This window comes from Nostoc sp. ATCC 53789 (assembly GCF_009873495.1).
GTDB lineage: Bacteria > Cyanobacteriota > Cyanobacteriia > Cyanobacteriales > Nostocaceae > Nostoc > Nostoc muscorum_A.
This window is the reverse complement of record NZ_CP046703.1, coordinates 1,229,913-1,246,353: the sequence shown is the minus strand read 5'-3', so window position 1 is coordinate 1,246,353 and position 16,441 is coordinate 1,229,913. Positions and strand designations below refer to the sequence as shown.

The window sequence follows — 16,441 nt, the reverse complement described above, 5'->3', positions numbered from 1 at the left end:
TTAATTTATGAAGATTAGCCCACACTACTCCCCACATCATGAGTGGGGTTCTCCAAGCAATACAATTGAGCATTTCAATTCTTGAATTAACTGCGTTGTCACTTCGCTGACGGCTAATCCGCCGGCTGTGCGATAACGAACGGAACGCAACACCGCTAAATCAAACGCCTGAGCCTCCCGAATTATCACTCTAGCAATATCATCACCCCTGATTGTTTGGATATTTGTATTCACCTCTAATTGGCTTTTAGAGGTAATATCAGACAATTGAGATACAAAATTTTCTACTCGAATCTGAGGTGTTTTGCGATCGCATACGTGTAACAGCACAACTTCAGCCTGATTAACGTCAGCCAAAATTTGGGCCAACCGTAAAGCACCAATGGTTTGGCGTGTTAAGTCTCCAACTGGTACAAGAATTCTTTGGATTGTTTTAGGACTGCTCAAGAGGCGTGTTACTGCTACTGGACAGTGAGAAGACCAGAAAACGCTATCAATTACACTACCAAATAAGCGGGCACGCAAACCTGTTGTCCGTGACCAACCCATCACTACTAAGCTAGCGTTTTGTTCTCGACTCGCACGGCTAATTCCCAACGCTGCATCATCATCAATCCGAATTGCTGGCGATACTTCTACCTCAAATTCTTGACTAATTTCTTTAGCTAAATTCAATCTTTCTCGACTTTGGTCGAGTGCAGTTACTAATTGCGGATCATCCATCTGAATATGCGCTCTAGTAATAGCCAATGGCACAATTTTTCCAGATTCATGACTAGCCAGTAGTGCTGCCATTTCTATTAGATAGCGCTGGGTTTGAGGGTTGTATATTGGCACTACTACAGTAAATGGATACTGATTTTTTTCTACTTGCTCATCTTCATTACCTTGCCACCAAGTTGTCAAACTATCTGTTTCAAAATCTGTCTGAGAAAGCTGTAGGGAAGGAGCAAATCGTGATGTGATCACTGGGCCTAAAATAGCAGTCACCAGCATGAGGACAATCACACTGTTTAAGACACCTTCACTGATTAAGCGCTCACCAGCAGGATTTACCGTTTGATATGCAACTAAGGCTGCTGCTAGTGTGGCTGCTACCTGTGGTAGCGACAATGACCACATCGTTAGCAATTCCGCCGTGTTGTAGCGATACAGTAATTTGGCTAATAATGCTGCTATAAATTTGCTGCCAATCAAAGCTACTACAATTACCAGAGTCAGCCAAATTGAACTGAGGGTTTTGATAAATGCAGGAATATTGATCAATAATCCCATGTCCACAAAGAAACAAGGGATAAATAAAACACTACCAATAAACTCGATTTTTTCTCTGACTGGGCTACGTCCTAGAACATCGTTGACAGCTAAACCTGCTAAAAAAGCACCAACAATTTTCTCAACTCCAATTACCTGCGCTCCGACAGATGCCAAAAATAATGCTAGCAATATAAATAAAAACTGGTTACTTTGTTCATCCCCAGAGCGGCGAAAAAACTCTTTTCCTGCCCAGTCAAAGCCAAACAGGACAACAGCAGTGTAAATTGCTAATCCTCCCAATAAAATCGCTAAACTCATGGCGGAGAATTCTCCTCCGTGAATTCCAACACAAATTGCTAATACTAGCAAAGCACCTGTGTCAGTAAAAATTGTGGCACCAATCGTGACGGTTACAGCTTCATTCGTGACCACTCCCAAACGACTCACAATTGGATATGCTAAGAGAGTATGAGAAGCCAGTAAAGAACCAATGAGGACGGAAGTATTCCAACCAAAATTGAATAATCGTCCTGTAGCAATACCAGCAATCATTGGAACTAAAAATGTTAAAATGCCAAACCCAATTGAGCGATTTCTAGTTTTACGAAACTGCTCTAAGTCAATTTCTAAACCTGCCACGAACATCAAATAAAGTTTGCCGATATCCGAGAGCAGATTGATAGTTTCAGATTCAGGATTTAACAACTTTAGTCCATTTTGTCCTAATAATATACCTGCGACTAACAACCCCACTAATCCAGGTAGTCTTAGTCGCTCAAATATAGGGGGTACAGTAAAGATTACTGTTAGGAGAATTGTAAATGCAACAATAGGGCTGTCTGTTAACGAGTTCAGTGCCATGTCTAAAATAATTAAGACTAAATAGAAAACATACAATAGCTCTAAGAAAATTTACTTAAAACTTTTCTATGATTCAGTTTTATTGGTTACAAAAAGCTAAATCGTTAACAGCATAAATGTTGCGATCGCAATCACGACTCTACCTAAAGAAGGGGTTGTCTACATCTACAGGTTGAAATAAGAATGAAATTTATAGTAAAGAAAAGAATGAATGTTTAAATAGTAGTAAATGGTGTTAATGAGTCATAAAACGGTAATATTTACTCAAATATAGCAGTTCTCGTTTAAATGATTAGAGGCGCACATATTTGTGTCCCTACTTTTCTGCACCATATCTAGAAAAATCTGGAAGACCGTACTTATGAGTTCCTATCAATGATAATTTTAAGCATTGGGAACCCCTAAAAATCAGAGTTTATGAACGCAGCCGACGATAAAACGATTGTTCGTGAGTATTTCAATTCCACAGGGTTTGACCGTTGGAAGCGAATCTACGGCGATGGCGAAGTCAACAAAGTCCAATTAGACATTCGCAATGGACACCAGCAAACCGTAGATACAGTTATCAGCTGGTTAAAGGCTGATAACAATTTACCAGAGCTATCAATCTGCGATGCTGGGTGTGGTGTCGGTAGTCTCAGCATCCCTTTAGCAGTAGATGGAGCCAAAGTCTATGCCACCGATATCTCTGAAAAAATGGTGGAAGAAGGCAAGGATAGAGCCAAGCAAACCTTGGGAAATGAGGAAAATCCCACTTTTGCCGTGCAGGATTTGGAATCGTTGAGCGGTAGTTACCATACCGTTATTTGCTTGGATGTTCTCATTCACTATCCCCAAGAAAAAGCCGATGAGATGATATCTCATCTCTGTTCTTTAGCACAGTCACGGATAATTCTCAGTTTTGCGCCAAAGACCTGTGCCCTGACTATACTCAAGAAAATTGGCAGTTTCTTTCCTGGACCAAGTAAAGCGACTCGTGCATATTTGCATCGTGAAGCTGATGTGGTGAGAATCTTGGAAAGTAATGGCTTTTCATTGCAACGAAAGGCGATGACGAAGACTCGCTTCTATTTTTCTCGCCTACTAGAAGCTACACGCAAGTAAGATAAATATTATTAGTCTGTCAAATTTAATTTGATAGTTTCGTAGTTTGCACTTAGCGAAGACAGCGCAAACTACGAACAAGCCGTATCTTTCGGTTGTTTCTTGACAGGCTACCACTAGCAAGGTATGCAAGAATTCCCTTACAAAAGCTAAAAAACCATCGCTGGGAGTAGATTTATATAGTAGAACCTTTACGAAAGTCAGGTTAAAATCGCTAGCAAAGTTCAAATTTGAAGTGGAACTATGAAAACTGCTGAAAAATTGGCTGCCGGTTGGCTACTGACATTTGGATTTATGTTTGTAATGCTATCAGCAGCAGAGGTATTTAATAAAACGACTATGGAAAAATCAATTACCCTACCCTTATCCTGGGATGGCTCGATTGAGTTCGTAGCACCAACAGATACCCCTGTAATTGATAATACTGCGGTAGAACGTCTAATTTTTGGTGTTCCTAGCCTAACGCTGGGCACATGGTTAGCATTGGGATTATATCGTCAAAGTCGGCAAGAAAAAAAGGCGCTTAATCAACAAGTTAGCGATCGCCTGCAATCGATTTTTTATGGGATGCTACAAGAAAATCATGGGCGTGTAACTGTTTTAGGCTTTGCAATGAAGTCACAACTACCCGCAGCCCATGCTAGGCAGTATTTAGACGAAAAAGCTAAAGAATTCAATGCAAACTTTAAGGTGAATGAAGAAGGGGCAGTATCATATCATTTTGATGTCTAATTGTCATTTGTCAATAGTCCTTTGTTATTTGTCCTTTGTTATTTGTCCTTTGTTATTCACCAATGACTAATGACCAATGACTATTTTACCAACTTACGGCTAGGTCTAATGACGCAGATTTTTTTGAGCATAGCTGCCATTTTAGGCGGTTTGTCAGTTGCTGCTGGTGCTTTTGCTTCTCATGCCTTGCGGGAAAAAATTAGTGAGCGATCGCTAGAAATTTTTGAAACTGGCGCTCGTTATCAAATGTATCATGCTCTGGCACTTTTTCTAGTAGCAATACTAATTAGTCGTGCTGAGTCCCCTCAACCCACTCTCATCGCTAGTGGATGGCTGTTTCTCGCTGGCATTGCTATTTTCTCAGGTAGCTTGTATGCCATTAGCTTAACTGGTATTAAGTCCTTGGGAGCGATCGCACCACTAGGCGGGGCAGCCTTTCTCGCTGGTTGGGGTACCTTAGCTTTTGCTGCTTGGAATTTGAAGTTGTAAAAAAGTTAGAAATTAATAGTTAAGGGAATACCAAAAAATAAATTATCCGATATTTGTAGGGTGCTTTTAGTTTACATATCGCGGTGTATTACCTCGTTCTATCTAACGCATCCTACAAATTGGATATTTTTTTAGTTGGAAGTCTTGAAAGCAAGAAGAATATTTTTAAACAGGATTTACAAATAAAACTTATTTCTGTAATTTTACATTAGTTCTCAGACGTACTAGCAAATTATGTAAAGCCGCATTCGCTGAATGCACTTCAGGTAATAGGCTGGATTCGTACGCTTCCTGCAATTTATGACGCAGACGTTCATATTCTATTTGATGAAAATTTACATTAACATTTGACACAACAGACTTTTCTTTCCCCGCTAGCTTTTGGGCAATTAAATCATGAATATATGGTAAATTGAAAACCTCATTTAATTTCATTAGATTAGCTTCAACTATACCTGTTTGCATCAAATAAGTCCCTGTCAATAAAACTCGATAAACATAAAGTAAAGGCTTTAATCGATACGTCTGTTCTTTTTCAAAAAGCTTCCATTGTGTTGCAGCAAAACCAATATAATGGTAATAATGGTGACGGGTAATGCAACCTTTGGCAATAAATTTTAATTCCTCGGCTTCGGGTGAAGTTGTTAATACTAAAGGTGAGTATAGTTGTTCTAATACGTAGCCATTTTTTTTAAGCAGCATTAAAAAGAATTTTTTGACATCATGAGTTACTAAATCAATTTCTAAAGCTTCGCGAATTTCTAAAACTTCAATAGTTTCATTCCCAGTTTCCAATCCTACAACTTTTTCAACTGGTAAAATATGCACCCCACGCAAGTCATAATCAGAATCAGGTGACGGAAAACCATATAAGTGGGAACCACTAATGATGGCGAATAAAAGCGGGTAAGGCTGTTGCCCAATAATTGTGTTAATAGAAGGTGGAATATTCATCATGTGCCGTTTACTTGCTTACCTTGGTTCGCCTGTTTCTTTAGAGCATCTTTTGTATAAACCAGAACACTCACTCATAGTTCAGGGTTATAAACCCCGCGAAATGACTTCTGGGGTAGTAAATGCAGATGGTTTTGGTGTGGGTTGGTATCATAGCCAAAAAGATATGGAACCATTTACCTACAAAAATACCCTACCTATTTGGAATGATATAAACTTACCCAGTCTCAGCCGTTACATTGAATCCAAGTGTGTGCTTGCTTATGTCCGCAGTGCTACATCCGAACAAACCGTAGATTTTGCTAATTGTCAGCCCTTTAAACATCAACAACAGCTATTTATTCACAATGGAAGGATTGAAAATTTCCACAAAACATTACACAGAAAAATCCGCAGCACTTTGACTCAAGATTTTTACGAAAAAATTAATGGTAATACTGACTCTGAACACATTTTTGCATTGTTACTTTCACAAAGTCAAATTAACAAACATCGGCCTCCAGAGTATGCTTTACGTACTACATTATTAACACTATTAGAGATGGCAAAGCGCTATCAAGTAGAAGCCTCAATTAATGTAATCTTTAGTGACGGACATCGCCTAATAGCTTCTCGATTTGCTACAACTTCTCCGGCTCCATCTCTTTATTGGATTAGAGACGATCCGACTTTTTCAAATTCTGTAATTATTGCGTCTGAACCTCTATTTATAGGTAACTGGAATGCTTTTCCAGAAAATAGCATAATTACTGTGGGAGCAGACTGTGAGATCCAAATCGAGAAAATTTAGTATAAAAGAAGCTATTTTTCAAACCTTATCTAGGCTATCCATGCAATACTGGCTGATTGATGCGTATGCAGATATGTTGGAAAGTAGGGTATGCCTAACATATATAGCGGTTCTCAGTTGAGTTCAATATAGACCATAGCCTCAACCTTGTTATGTTGAGGGATAACACTCAAATCTTCTCTTCTTTTAAAAGAGGGAAATGGAAGTGTAGTCAGGGTATATTGCATACAAACGAGAACCGCTATGGATGAGATGCTTCTCACTCCAGCAAAAGAGAACAATTAGAATCTCTGTTGCTGGAGTCATATTTTCACTCAATAAATTTGAACGTCCTGTAAATATTAGCCGTTGATTATTGCTGCATCGAAGGTGTGGGAAAAATTCTGCTGAATATAGGAAGCCGTGGCTTTGGCTTCGTTGCAGCTATATTTACATTAACAGCAGAAGAGTTATTGCTTACCTCAGAGAGAATAGTTGGTTTGTTATTAGTAGAATTGGGAGAATCACTCAATGGAATAGCCAAAGGTAAATTTGAAGATACGGAACTAATATTCTCAGTATTTTGATTGTTGGGCTTTACCGGAGTTTGACCTTGACATGGAGTAATCATCAAAGTCGAAGTTGTTCCTAATGCCAGTATGAGTAAATGAGAAAAATATTGTTGCATGGAGATTTGCAAAATGGGTTGGTAAATATTAAAATTTTCAAGGAGTTGTGCTTGCTCCTAGTTATAAATAAACCGTAGCTATAGGATGTAAATCATGGGAATGTTGTCCTATAAAACCTGATTTTGGGGTTTCATAAGTGAATGAATACTAGCACTTACTAGCAAATTAATTATCTGAAAAAGCTTAAGCGTACCGAGTCCAATACCCTACAAATTAAGGGTGATGTAAATTTCTCTTTAATAAAAAGAGAATGGCTATTTCAAGACTGCTGAATCAGTCTGTTAGAGAGATAGCAAATAGATACACCTGAAATAGCTGACGTTTTTGTTCATCAACTAAGCCAGCACAACCATTTATACTTTAGTTGTATTTCACCTATTAATAAAAGAGGAATACTACTGATTTTTTAATAAAGCTAGTTTGTAGGAGATCAACTCTTAACTCGCATATTTAAGTAACTAAAGCAGAAAGTATATGAACTTTTAATAAAACCTGAGCTTTATGAAGTACCTTATGTAAATAAATACGTGTATACGTTCAGTAATAGATACTATTTGTTTATCTCCATACACCCTAAAGACGCATCCCGTTCACCAGCCAACAATCAAGTGAGAATTTTTTGAGCTTATGTCGATATTTTAAGCTTTACGATCCCATCTGAAACTTTCAGAGCATCTGGGGATTCTTACAAGTTAGACTAGACTTCTCTAGTTAGGAATAGCAATACCCACGCCCCTATTTTTCTGAAAATATATGAAATTTAGAACCTTCAAATATCCTTTCGCACTCATGCTAGTCAGCTTCAGTTTTTTGCAGACAGCTGATGCTCAAACTCCTGTAGCTGAAATTTCCAAGCTATCTCAAGAAGTTTCTGTACTTCGGAAACAAGGCCCAAGCGGGTTACAACTATTTCTCAAATCTCATGCGAATAAGTTAAATATTAATTCTTCAGATGCGGTTCTACCTTCATCTGCACTCCGGGTAGCTTTAGATGAACTCTGTCAACAACGAGATTGTTATGCCTCTCGTCTGTACTGGTACACTGATATAGAACAAGCCAAAGCTGCTGCTAGAACTAGTGGTAAACCTATTTTATCTCTGCGGTTGCTGGGCAGACTGGATCAGGATTTGAGTTGTGCCAATAGTAGGTTTTTCAGGGTAGCACTGTATCCTAATAGTGAAATTTCTAAGCTGCTTCAAGACCACTTTATCTTGCACTGGCAATCGGTGCGCCCTGTACCTAAAGTAACTATTGATTTTGGCGATGGACGCAAGTTGGAGCGGACAATTACAGGCAATAGCATTCACTATATATTAGATGCATCGGGTCGTCCAATCGACGCAATTCCAGGATTATATAGTCCCAAAGCATTTTTACTTCAGTTAAAGCAGGCTGAAGTAGCGGTAAAAGATTATAGTAAACTTGCAAAAAGCGATCGCGAGGCTTTTTTAAGAAAATACCACAGCGATCGTCTAAACTCTATCCAAGCCCAATGGGTTGCAGATTTATCCCGCTTGGGTATCCAGTCTCCCCCGAAGTTGGTGAAGGTTCCGAGCAATCCCAGTCAGCCACCTACAGCAGAAAGAGCAAGTTCTCTAGCAGTTTCTAAGATGAGAGTTGAAACGCCAATGCTGATTGCTTTTCAGTCTGATGTTGAACGGAATCAAAATGCTTTAGCTGAAATTACCGACCAGGAAGTTTGGAACAAAATCGCTCAACTCTATGCCACCGATGTCAAGCTAGATCAAAATAGCATCTCTTTAATCAGAGCTAAAAAGTCTCAGCCTGTCAACACGAAAGAAGATAATTTGCCGATAATAGTGAAAAAATTTGAAACCACGATGGCTTTAGATACAGTCAGAAATGAATATATGCTACACAGCCAAATTCATCAATGGTTTATGCAAGCAAAGCAAACAAGCAGTGTGGAAGCCCTAAATGAGCAAGTATACGCCCAACTTTTTTTAACTCCTAGTTCTGACCCCTGGTTAGGGCTTTTCCCCAGCGATAGCTACAGCGCTATTGATAATGATGGCATCCGTTAAGTTAATACAGCATATTTTAGGTATTTACACCACAACTGAGACGAGGAGTTGAGAATCGGACAGTGCAGTTCAATTACTTGAAAAGCGCTGTAAATTGAAGCAAATAAAAGGGAGTGACGAGATTTTATAGTATTGACACCTCACCCATCACTCCTCATAACTTGCGCGTTGATTAGCTGTTACGCATTGTTAAATTACATCAGCTGACAGCTTCATTTATCCTCTAACTAAAGAGGCGGATAATTGTTAAGTTGTTATGTGATTTCCTATACGCCTATTTTTAATTTACCAAACAGAATTCAGTAATTAGAATTCCGTTTGGTATTTTATATGACTGGCAAACTTCAGTTTTCCTTTGCCCTGTGCTAAAGAATTCTATAATTGATTTTAAGATCGAAAGACTTTGATTCCCTACTTTTTACAGAAGTTGGAAATCTTGTTGTGAAATTTGTTATCAATAAATGTATTTATAAGCACAAACAAACTTAACTTAGATTATATGTCTTTGGTAGTAGTGGCTTGATTCTTGTGATGGAAGTTGGGGAAAATATTATCAGTTATTCTAGGTAATATTGAAAACAATTATCATTAGCACTAAATCATTCATTGGGGGAATGACAAAGTGGCTTAAACAAGAGTGAGAAATTCAGTTTGAAAACGGGGTTTTTCTGGTTATGCTGTCTTATCTAAGTTTGTTTACTAGTCCTAATTTTTACTGGCTTATTAGTTTGGTTATAAATGAGCCTAATTTTAGGTCAGCAAGTTAGGCGCTCCTATTGGATGATTTTACCGAATTTTCCCACCAAAGGTAGACGTAATAACTAGCAAAATACCGTAGAGTTGATGTAATAAAGTATTCAAACATCTATAAGTATTAATAGACACTCCATAATTTCTTACTAGTAGATTTTTTTTGCTCAACCTCTGCAAACAAGTAGCGGCAATTTAAGGTGAACATAGAAAAATTTATCCAACGTACAGAAATATTGTACAAGCGTTTAGCAGATTTATACCAAACTGCTAGTGTATTACCTTGGATTCCAACGGATCTACTGCCGCAAGCTTTAAAGGAACTCTATAACACCTTAAAGATAGTACAGTTAGCGGCACAAGAACTGTATCAGCAAAATGAGGAACTATTAGAAACACGAAATAGGCTAGAAGCAGAACGCCAACATTATCAAGACTTATTTGAGTTTGCGCCGGACGGCTATTTAGTAACTAATACAGAAGGAATGATTCAAGAAGCTAACCATACCGCAGCGAGGTTGCTCAATTTTTCAAAGCATTTTTTGGTGGGTAAACCAATGATGAACTTTGTTCCTCTAGGAGAACGTCAACAGGTTCGCTGCGAACTCATCCAGTTATCTGAATCAGACAGAGTTAAAGAGTTATTGGTACGCTTGCAAAAACGTCATGGTGAGTCCTTTGATGCAGCTTTGACAGTGACAGTTGTCCGCAATCAGCAAGGTAAGGCAATCTCTCTGCGTTGGATAATGCGTAATATTAGTGACCGTCAGTATTTAGAATCAGGAATAGTCAAGAATGACGGCGATTTGTTCAACGATCGCCAAGTGCATAAACATTCTAAAGGAGAAACTATTCCACTCAATCCACTAATAATTTGGTATGTTTCTCAGGGTTTGGTCAAACTCAATACTTACTGTGAAACGGGTGAAGAAGTGTTGATAGGATTGGCAACAGCAGGAATGGTTTTTGGCTCTAGTTTGACTTCTTTAAATATCTACCAAGCAACAGCCTTATCTGACGTTAAGTTGGTATCAATTTACGCGGCAGAGATAGAGGCTTCTCCAAATCTGAGCCATACGCTTTTACCAAAAATTAATCAGAGGTTACGGCAAACAGAATCTTTTTTAGTTATTTCTGGAAGGCGGCGAGTACAAGAGCGCTTGCACTATCTATTAGAACTTTTGAAACGAGAAGTGGGTGAAACTGTGCCGGAGGGAACTCGCCTAAGTGTTCGCTTTACTCACGAAGATATTGCTAGCGCCTGTTGTACTACCAGGGTAACAATTACACGATTGATGGGCAAATTACAAGAAGAAGGTATTATCAGTTTTGATTCAAAAAAACACATTATCTTGAAAGATTTCCATTAATTACAGATGGGGATCTGGTGAGAAAAGATGACCTAAATGTACACAAAATAATGTATATGTGATTTAATACGCATTTCTAAAATCACTATGCCTAGGTTGGGCTACACCTACGCAGTATGTCAAAGCAGCTATGCACACACTTGGCAACACAACTTTATCATCGGGCTACATCTTAGCACTGGACTTAGGTACAACAGGCAACCGCGCCTTTGTGTTTAACGCAGACGGTAAGATTGTTGGGCAGGCATACAAAGAACTAACTCAGTATTATCCTCAGCCTGGATGGTTAGAACATGACCCTCAACAAATTTGGCAAGATACCTGTTGGGTGATAGAAACCGCCATTAAGAATGCCCAGATTTCTCCATCTACGATCGCAGCATTAGGACTAACTGTACAGCGTGAAACCTGCTTGATTTGGCACAAAACTACTGGTAAACCACTCCATAGAGCGATCGTTTGGCAAGATCGTCGCACTGCTCCCCTTTGTCACGAGTTAAAAGAGCAAGGCTATGCTGATGAAATTTACGATCGCACCGGATTAATCATTGATGCCTATTTTTCTGCTACAAAACTTAGGTGGCTATTAGATAAGTTTACGGATGTTGACCTCAATAATGTTTTAGTAGGCACTATTGATACCTGGGTGCTGTGGAATCTTACAGGTGGGAAAGTCCATGCTACTGACCACAGCAATGCCAGTCGGACAATGTTGATGAATCTCAAAACCTGTGATTGGGATGAGAATCTACTAAATTTGTTTCAAATTCCGGCTCATATTTTGCCCCAGATTCAGCCGAGTTTAGGAGTATTTGGAGTTACTGATGCAACTTTGTTGGGCGCTGAAATTCCGATTACTGCGATATTGGGGGATCAACAAGCAGCTTTATTTGGTCATGGTTGCGATCGCCCCGGTTTGATGAAATGTACTTACGGAACTGGTAGCTTTTTGGTAGCTCACACAGGCAATCGAATTGTGCGCTCGCACAATCAACTTATTTCTACGGTGGCATGGACACAAGCAAATCCAAGCGGAGCATTGGATGTAGGCTATGCCTTAGAAGGTAGTATGTTTACTAGTGGAGCTTGTATCCAATGGTTGCGCGATCGCCTCAAGCTGATTAAAACTGCTGCTGAAAGTGAAACGATGGCAAATCAGGTGAAAGATAATGGCGGAGTCTACTTTGTGCCTGCATTTAGTGGACTGGGCGCACCCTACTGGGATATGAGTGCTAGGGGAGCCTTTTTCGGCATTACCGCCAGTGTCCAACCAGAGCATCTAGTACGCGCCGTGTTAGAAGCGATCGCATATCAAGTTTTGGAAGTAGTACAGGCGATTAATTCATCTAGCAGTACTCCCGTTGATCGATTAACCGTAGATGGTGGTGCTTGCGAAAATAATTTCTTGATGCAATTCCAGGCTGATGTATTAGGTATTCCAGTTGAACGGCCGATAATGCGCGATACGACCGTTCAGGGTGCAGCATTTGCAGCAGGTTTAGCTATAGGATTTTGGGAGAGTTATGAAGCGCTGGTGCAGCAACGGCAAATTGAGCGTGTGTTTGAACCCAGGAGCGATAAGCCATTATCTAACTTTGATACTTGGCAAAAAGCAGTGAAACGCACTCTAGCTTGGGAGGAGTAAATGCTTACTGCTCAGGCAAAACTTCAACTGAATGGTTATTAAAATTTTGTTCCAGATAACGTGGATCGCGCACTCCTACGTGCAAAACTAGTGCTGTAACTAATCCACCTATAGCTGCCACCAAGAAAGCAGTTCTATAGTCAATATTATCCACTATCCATCCACCTAAAAGGGGAGCAAGCATTGTAGCAGGGGCAATAAGGGTATTACCAAGACCAATATAGGCTGGTCGTTGACGCTGATTACCAAACTCTAAGGTCATTACCGCAGCAATATTTTGCAGAGCGCTCATACCTATTCCCGCTCCTATAAATACCAAGTAAAAACAGTTTACATTTGTTGCTAGCCCAGCTAGAACCGCGCTGAAAGCACAAACAACAGAACCAACTTCCAAGACCAACTTGTTACCCCAGCGATCGCCTACCCAACCCAAAACCAATCCAGCAATAGTTTGCGTTCCCATCAGCACGCCAGTAATTAACCCAATAGATGCTTCTCCCATACCTTGATGGTGTACGGCATAGAGTGTATAGAAGGGAAGTGGCATTAGGGCTAATTGTGAAAGCATACGTGCGATCGCAAAGTAACGGAAATTCTTATCGCACCGGAGAATCACATTAAGACTGTCCCAAAATTCACGTCTAGTTTCAATGGTCGATAATGAGTTGTTTACTGGCTCTCGCGTCCTAGACATAAAAAACCAAGATAGAGCCATCGCAACGCTGGCACACAAAAAACAGAGAACAAAGTTAAATGGCTGGGCAATTTGCTTGAGTAGTAAACCAGCACTCAAAGCACCAATGATACTCATCAGATTAGCAGCCGCAGCTAAAGCACCGTAAAAAATGCCAAGCCTTCCCGATGGAACAATTTTAGCAACCATACTTTGCCAAGCAGGAGCGCTAAATCCGCTACCTAGTCCCTGCCAAATGAGGATGGCGAATGTCAAATATAAGATAGTTTGGTGATTGAGTTGTAGCTCTAATAAAGCAACTAGTGCTAATCCTAAAAAAGGAAGTTTTTGGTGAATTGTCAACCACATTACAGTTGGTTTGTAATACTGTAATCGAGCTATTCTATCAGCTGTTAATAGCTGAGGTAGTTGCCAACCTAAACGCGGAATAGCTGGGATCAGACCGATGAGCAACGCAGAATTTGTAAAACCACTAACAAATAGAGGGATAATCGTGATATAGGAGGCAAAACCAGCTCCTAAACCAAAAAATGCACTTTCAACAACATTGACGGTCAAGTTATGACGAAGGTCTTTTTGAATTTTAGAGTTAGGCATTTTTATAGATACTGCAAGTGTAGGTAAGTTTTTATTCCATACCAAAATCCGGCTTGAAAAATCCGCATTTAGAGTGTTAAAAATTGGGAAAATAAAGCTATGAGAAATCTATCTCTCAGTTGAAAGAGCGATAAATACCTGTGTTATTTATTACTGTTTTAGTTCAGATTATTTCGGGTATTGTTTCTCTAAAATAGGATAAATACTTTTAAATTTCCTAGTTTTTTACTCACGGGTGATTTTGGTAAACTGGGACAGTATTTTAAACAGGTTTATGTTCTTTTCTTAAGCGCTTAGTAAGTGCTAAGTACCGAACAAAAATCTGAGTTCCATAGATTGTTCCCAGATGCCGCACTTAAATCATCAATTGGAAAATATTTTTGTAAAAAATCTCAAGTTATGAATCTGCAAGGTTTTTAGCAATTTACACTCCAACAATTTGGAATAAATACTGTAAACCGCGATTGTACTGAGAGATGGGGAGAATAAGTCAGGTATTGTCCAGGTGTATTTAGCAGTAGGATGAGGGCAAAGTAGAACTTGGAAACAGATCATCAAAGGGTTGAATGGCACGCTTGGTAAGCTGAAAGCCTTGCATTAACAAGGCTTTTGGGAAATTATTCCTGGTGAAGATGAAGAATACGCCAAGTTGAGGTGGTACTCATACGTGCGATCGCAAAATATAGAAAGCGATAAAATACTGGTGTAAAGCCCAAGTATGGGAAGAAAGCGTGACTTCTTAATGCCAAGTCTGCGGAGTTTTTCAGTCGGTAATTATCTAATTTTTTACCACTTTATAAATTAAAGGATTGAAACCATCCGTTTTCTGCATAGGAGAAGAGACACTTAAAGCCTTTTTGAAGATCCTTCAGAAAGTGCAGAGTAAACAGTTGCGAGTCAGAGTTCCCCAGAACTATTGCGTGGTAAGTTTGATTTGGGGTGTAAATTCCCATCTTAAACTTTGATAACTAATAGCTGTTTTAAAATACTACTGACATCTAAGGATACTCCCCGCATGATTACTAAACCTAAGATTTTCATTGATGGCGAATCAGGAACCACAGGCTTACAAATTTATTCACGTCTTAATCAACGGGATGATATCGAGTTAGTTAGCATTGAGGCATCTAAACGTAAAGATGCAAATGAGCGAGCTAAACTAATCAATGCCGTTGATGTTATTATTCTCTGCCTACCTGATGATGCAGCCCGCGAAGCTGTTAGCTTAGTAAGTAGTACTACGGTTAAAATCCTTGATGCTAGTAGTGCCCATCGCACAGCTAATGGCTGGGTATATGGGTTCCCCGAACTCAATCCAGGGCAGAGAGACAAAATCGCCAACGCCCAGTTTGTCAGCAATCCAGGCTGTTATCCCACAGGATTTTTAGCCTGTATCCGTCCGTTGATTGCTAAGGGACTTTTAAAAAATAATTTTCCCATCACCGTGAATGCAGTATCAGGTTACTCAGGTGGCGGAAAGAATCTTATCAAACAATACCATACCTTCCATGAACAGCAAGCCGGGGGCGAGTCACTATATCCTTATGGAATCTACGGTTTGCAGTTTGGACATAAGCATGTCAAGGAAATGCATTATTATTCAGGGTTAGCATCGCCGCCACTATTTGTACCTTCAGTAGGGGATTTTGAGCAAGGGATGCTAGTTCAAGTGCCTTTGCCGTTAGGAACTTTGGATAATCCACCATCAGGTGAGGTAATCTATGAAGCGATCGCTGATTACTACCAAGGTGAAAAATTTGTGCAGGTTGCTCCATTCCAAGATTCTACTCTGCTGCGAGACGGAATATTTTTGGATGCGATTGCAGTGAACGGCACTAATATTGTTCAGGTTTTTGTATTCGCCAATGACACCACCAAAGAAGCATTGCTAGTTGCTCGTCTCGACAACTTGGGCAAAGGCGCATCAGGAGCCGCAATCCAAAACCTAAACATCATGCTGGGCTTTCCAGAAGAATTGGGATTGTTATAAAAAAATTGGGAATTGGGAATTGGGAATTAAAACTTTTACCCAATGCCCAATGCTCATTAGTTTGATATTTTTTTCAGTTCCTCAAGTAATTCAATTACATGATGCTCAAAGCCTCTATTTCGATCTTGAAGTGACTCAATTAAAGGTTTGTCAAAAAAATTAATGACAGTATTACCTAATTGAATACCTAAAGGTTTTAAATGCCCACCGTCTAAATTTTCAATAAATTCTTGAGGCGGTCTTTTCAAAATATCAGTAAACCATTCAACTGATGTTGCTGCTTTTCGGATTCTTTAAAAGATATTTTCCCAAAACTGAGATACTCGGCTCAATAACATAGTAAATGTTTCTAGCTCTCAAACCATTTATGGAAGAGAGATATTCCGATTATTCAATAAAGTTTACTTATAAGACTTCAAGGAGTTGATATCTTCATAGCCAGTATAAATATTGATATTGCCAAATTCAATTGACTGAAGATCAAGCAGCTATCC

13 protein-coding genes are annotated in these 16,441 nt (G+C 39.4%); 8 read left to right on the top strand and 5 right to left on the bottom strand.

Features of this window, described 5'->3' with window-relative positions; genetic code table 11:
• Positions 1–36 precede the first annotated feature (36 nt).
• Positions 37–2,118 (bottom strand): cation:proton antiporter, encoded by a 2,082-nt coding sequence (locus GJB62_RS04980; protein WP_114081025.1) that lies wholly within the window; start codon positions 2,116–2,118, stop codon positions 37–39.
• A gap of 417 nt (positions 2,119–2,535) precedes the next feature.
• Here GJB62_RS04980 and bchM point away from each other — a divergent pair, with 417 nt between their 5' ends.
• The 3 genes from bchM (at position 2,536) to GJB62_RS04965 (ending at position 4,443) form a co-directional block, all read left to right on the top strand.
• The gene (bchM, locus tag GJB62_RS04975) at positions 2,536–3,222 is read left to right on the top strand and encodes a magnesium protoporphyrin IX methyltransferase (protein WP_114081026.1); all 687 of its coding nucleotides are present in this window, start codon (positions 2,536–2,538) and stop codon (positions 3,220–3,222) included.
• 243 nt (positions 3,223–3,465) lie between these two features.
• A complete protein-coding gene (locus GJB62_RS04970) occupies positions 3,466–3,954 on the top strand; it encodes a hypothetical protein (RefSeq protein ID WP_114081027.1) in 489 nt (162 codons plus the stop codon).
• Between the two features lie 108 nt (positions 3,955–4,062).
• Positions 4,063–4,443 (top strand): DUF423 domain-containing protein, encoded by a 381-nt coding sequence (locus GJB62_RS04965; protein ID WP_114081098.1) that lies wholly within the window; start codon positions 4,063–4,065, stop codon positions 4,441–4,443.
• A gap of 189 nt (positions 4,444–4,632) precedes the next feature.
• On the opposite strand, the gene GJB62_RS04960 is transcribed toward GJB62_RS04965, so the two are convergent.
• On the bottom strand, positions 4,633–5,400 hold the full coding sequence (locus GJB62_RS04960; protein WP_209271480.1) for a nucleotidyltransferase domain-containing protein: 768 nt from the start codon (positions 5,398–5,400) through the stop codon (positions 4,633–4,635).
• Here GJB62_RS04960 and egtC point away from each other — a divergent pair.
• Positions 5,399–6,187: an ergothioneine biosynthesis protein EgtC gene (gene egtC, locus GJB62_RS04955; RefSeq protein WP_114081028.1), complete on the top strand. Its 789-nt coding sequence runs from the start codon at positions 5,399–5,401 to the stop codon at positions 6,185–6,187. The genes GJB62_RS04960 and egtC overlap by 2 nt on opposite strands.
• Positions 6,188–6,539: 352 nt before the next feature.
• Here the strand turns inward: egtC and GJB62_RS04950 are convergent, their stop codons facing one another.
• A complete protein-coding gene (locus GJB62_RS04950) occupies positions 6,540–6,854 on the bottom strand; it encodes a hypothetical protein (RefSeq protein WP_114081029.1) in 315 nt (104 codons plus the stop codon).
• Positions 6,855–7,608: 754 nt separating this feature from the next.
• Between GJB62_RS04950 and GJB62_RS04945 the strand changes: the two genes are divergently transcribed.
• From GJB62_RS04945 to glpK, 3 genes are all read left to right on the top strand, one after another.
• Positions 7,609–8,901 carry a hypothetical protein gene (locus GJB62_RS04945; RefSeq protein WP_114081030.1) on the top strand — a complete coding sequence of 431 codons (1,293 nt, stop codon included), beginning with the start codon at positions 7,609–7,611 and terminating at the stop codon, positions 8,899–8,901.
• 950 nt (positions 8,902–9,851) lie between these two features.
• Positions 9,852–11,021, top strand: a complete 1,170-nt coding sequence (locus tag GJB62_RS04940; protein ID WP_114081031.1) for a PAS domain-containing protein — start codon at positions 9,852–9,854, stop codon at positions 11,019–11,021.
• A gap of 130 nt (positions 11,022–11,151) precedes the next feature.
• The gene (gene glpK, locus GJB62_RS04935) at positions 11,152–12,666 is read left to right on the top strand and encodes a glycerol kinase GlpK (protein ID WP_114081032.1); all 1,515 of its coding nucleotides are present in this window, start codon (positions 11,152–11,154) and stop codon (positions 12,664–12,666) included.
• A gap of 4 nt (positions 12,667–12,670) precedes the next feature.
• On the opposite strand, the gene GJB62_RS04930 is transcribed toward glpK, so the two are convergent.
• A complete protein-coding gene (locus GJB62_RS04930; protein ID WP_114081033.1) occupies positions 12,671–13,957 on the bottom strand; it encodes an MFS transporter in 1,287 nt (428 codons plus the stop codon).
• A gap of 1,018 nt (positions 13,958–14,975) precedes the next feature.
• On the opposite strand from GJB62_RS04930, the gene argC reads away from it, so the two are divergent.
• Positions 14,976–15,947, top strand: coding sequence for an N-acetyl-gamma-glutamyl-phosphate reductase (gene argC / locus GJB62_RS04925; RefSeq protein ID WP_114081100.1), 972 nt, complete (start codon positions 14,976–14,978; stop codon positions 15,945–15,947).
• A 56-nt stretch (positions 15,948–16,003) separates the two neighbouring features.
• Here argC and GJB62_RS04920 read toward each other — a convergent pair whose 3' ends face one another.
• A complete protein-coding gene (locus tag GJB62_RS04920; RefSeq protein WP_181852804.1) occupies positions 16,004–16,195 on the bottom strand; it encodes a hypothetical protein in 192 nt (63 codons plus the stop codon).
• Between the last annotated feature and the right edge of the window lie 246 nt (positions 16,196–16,441).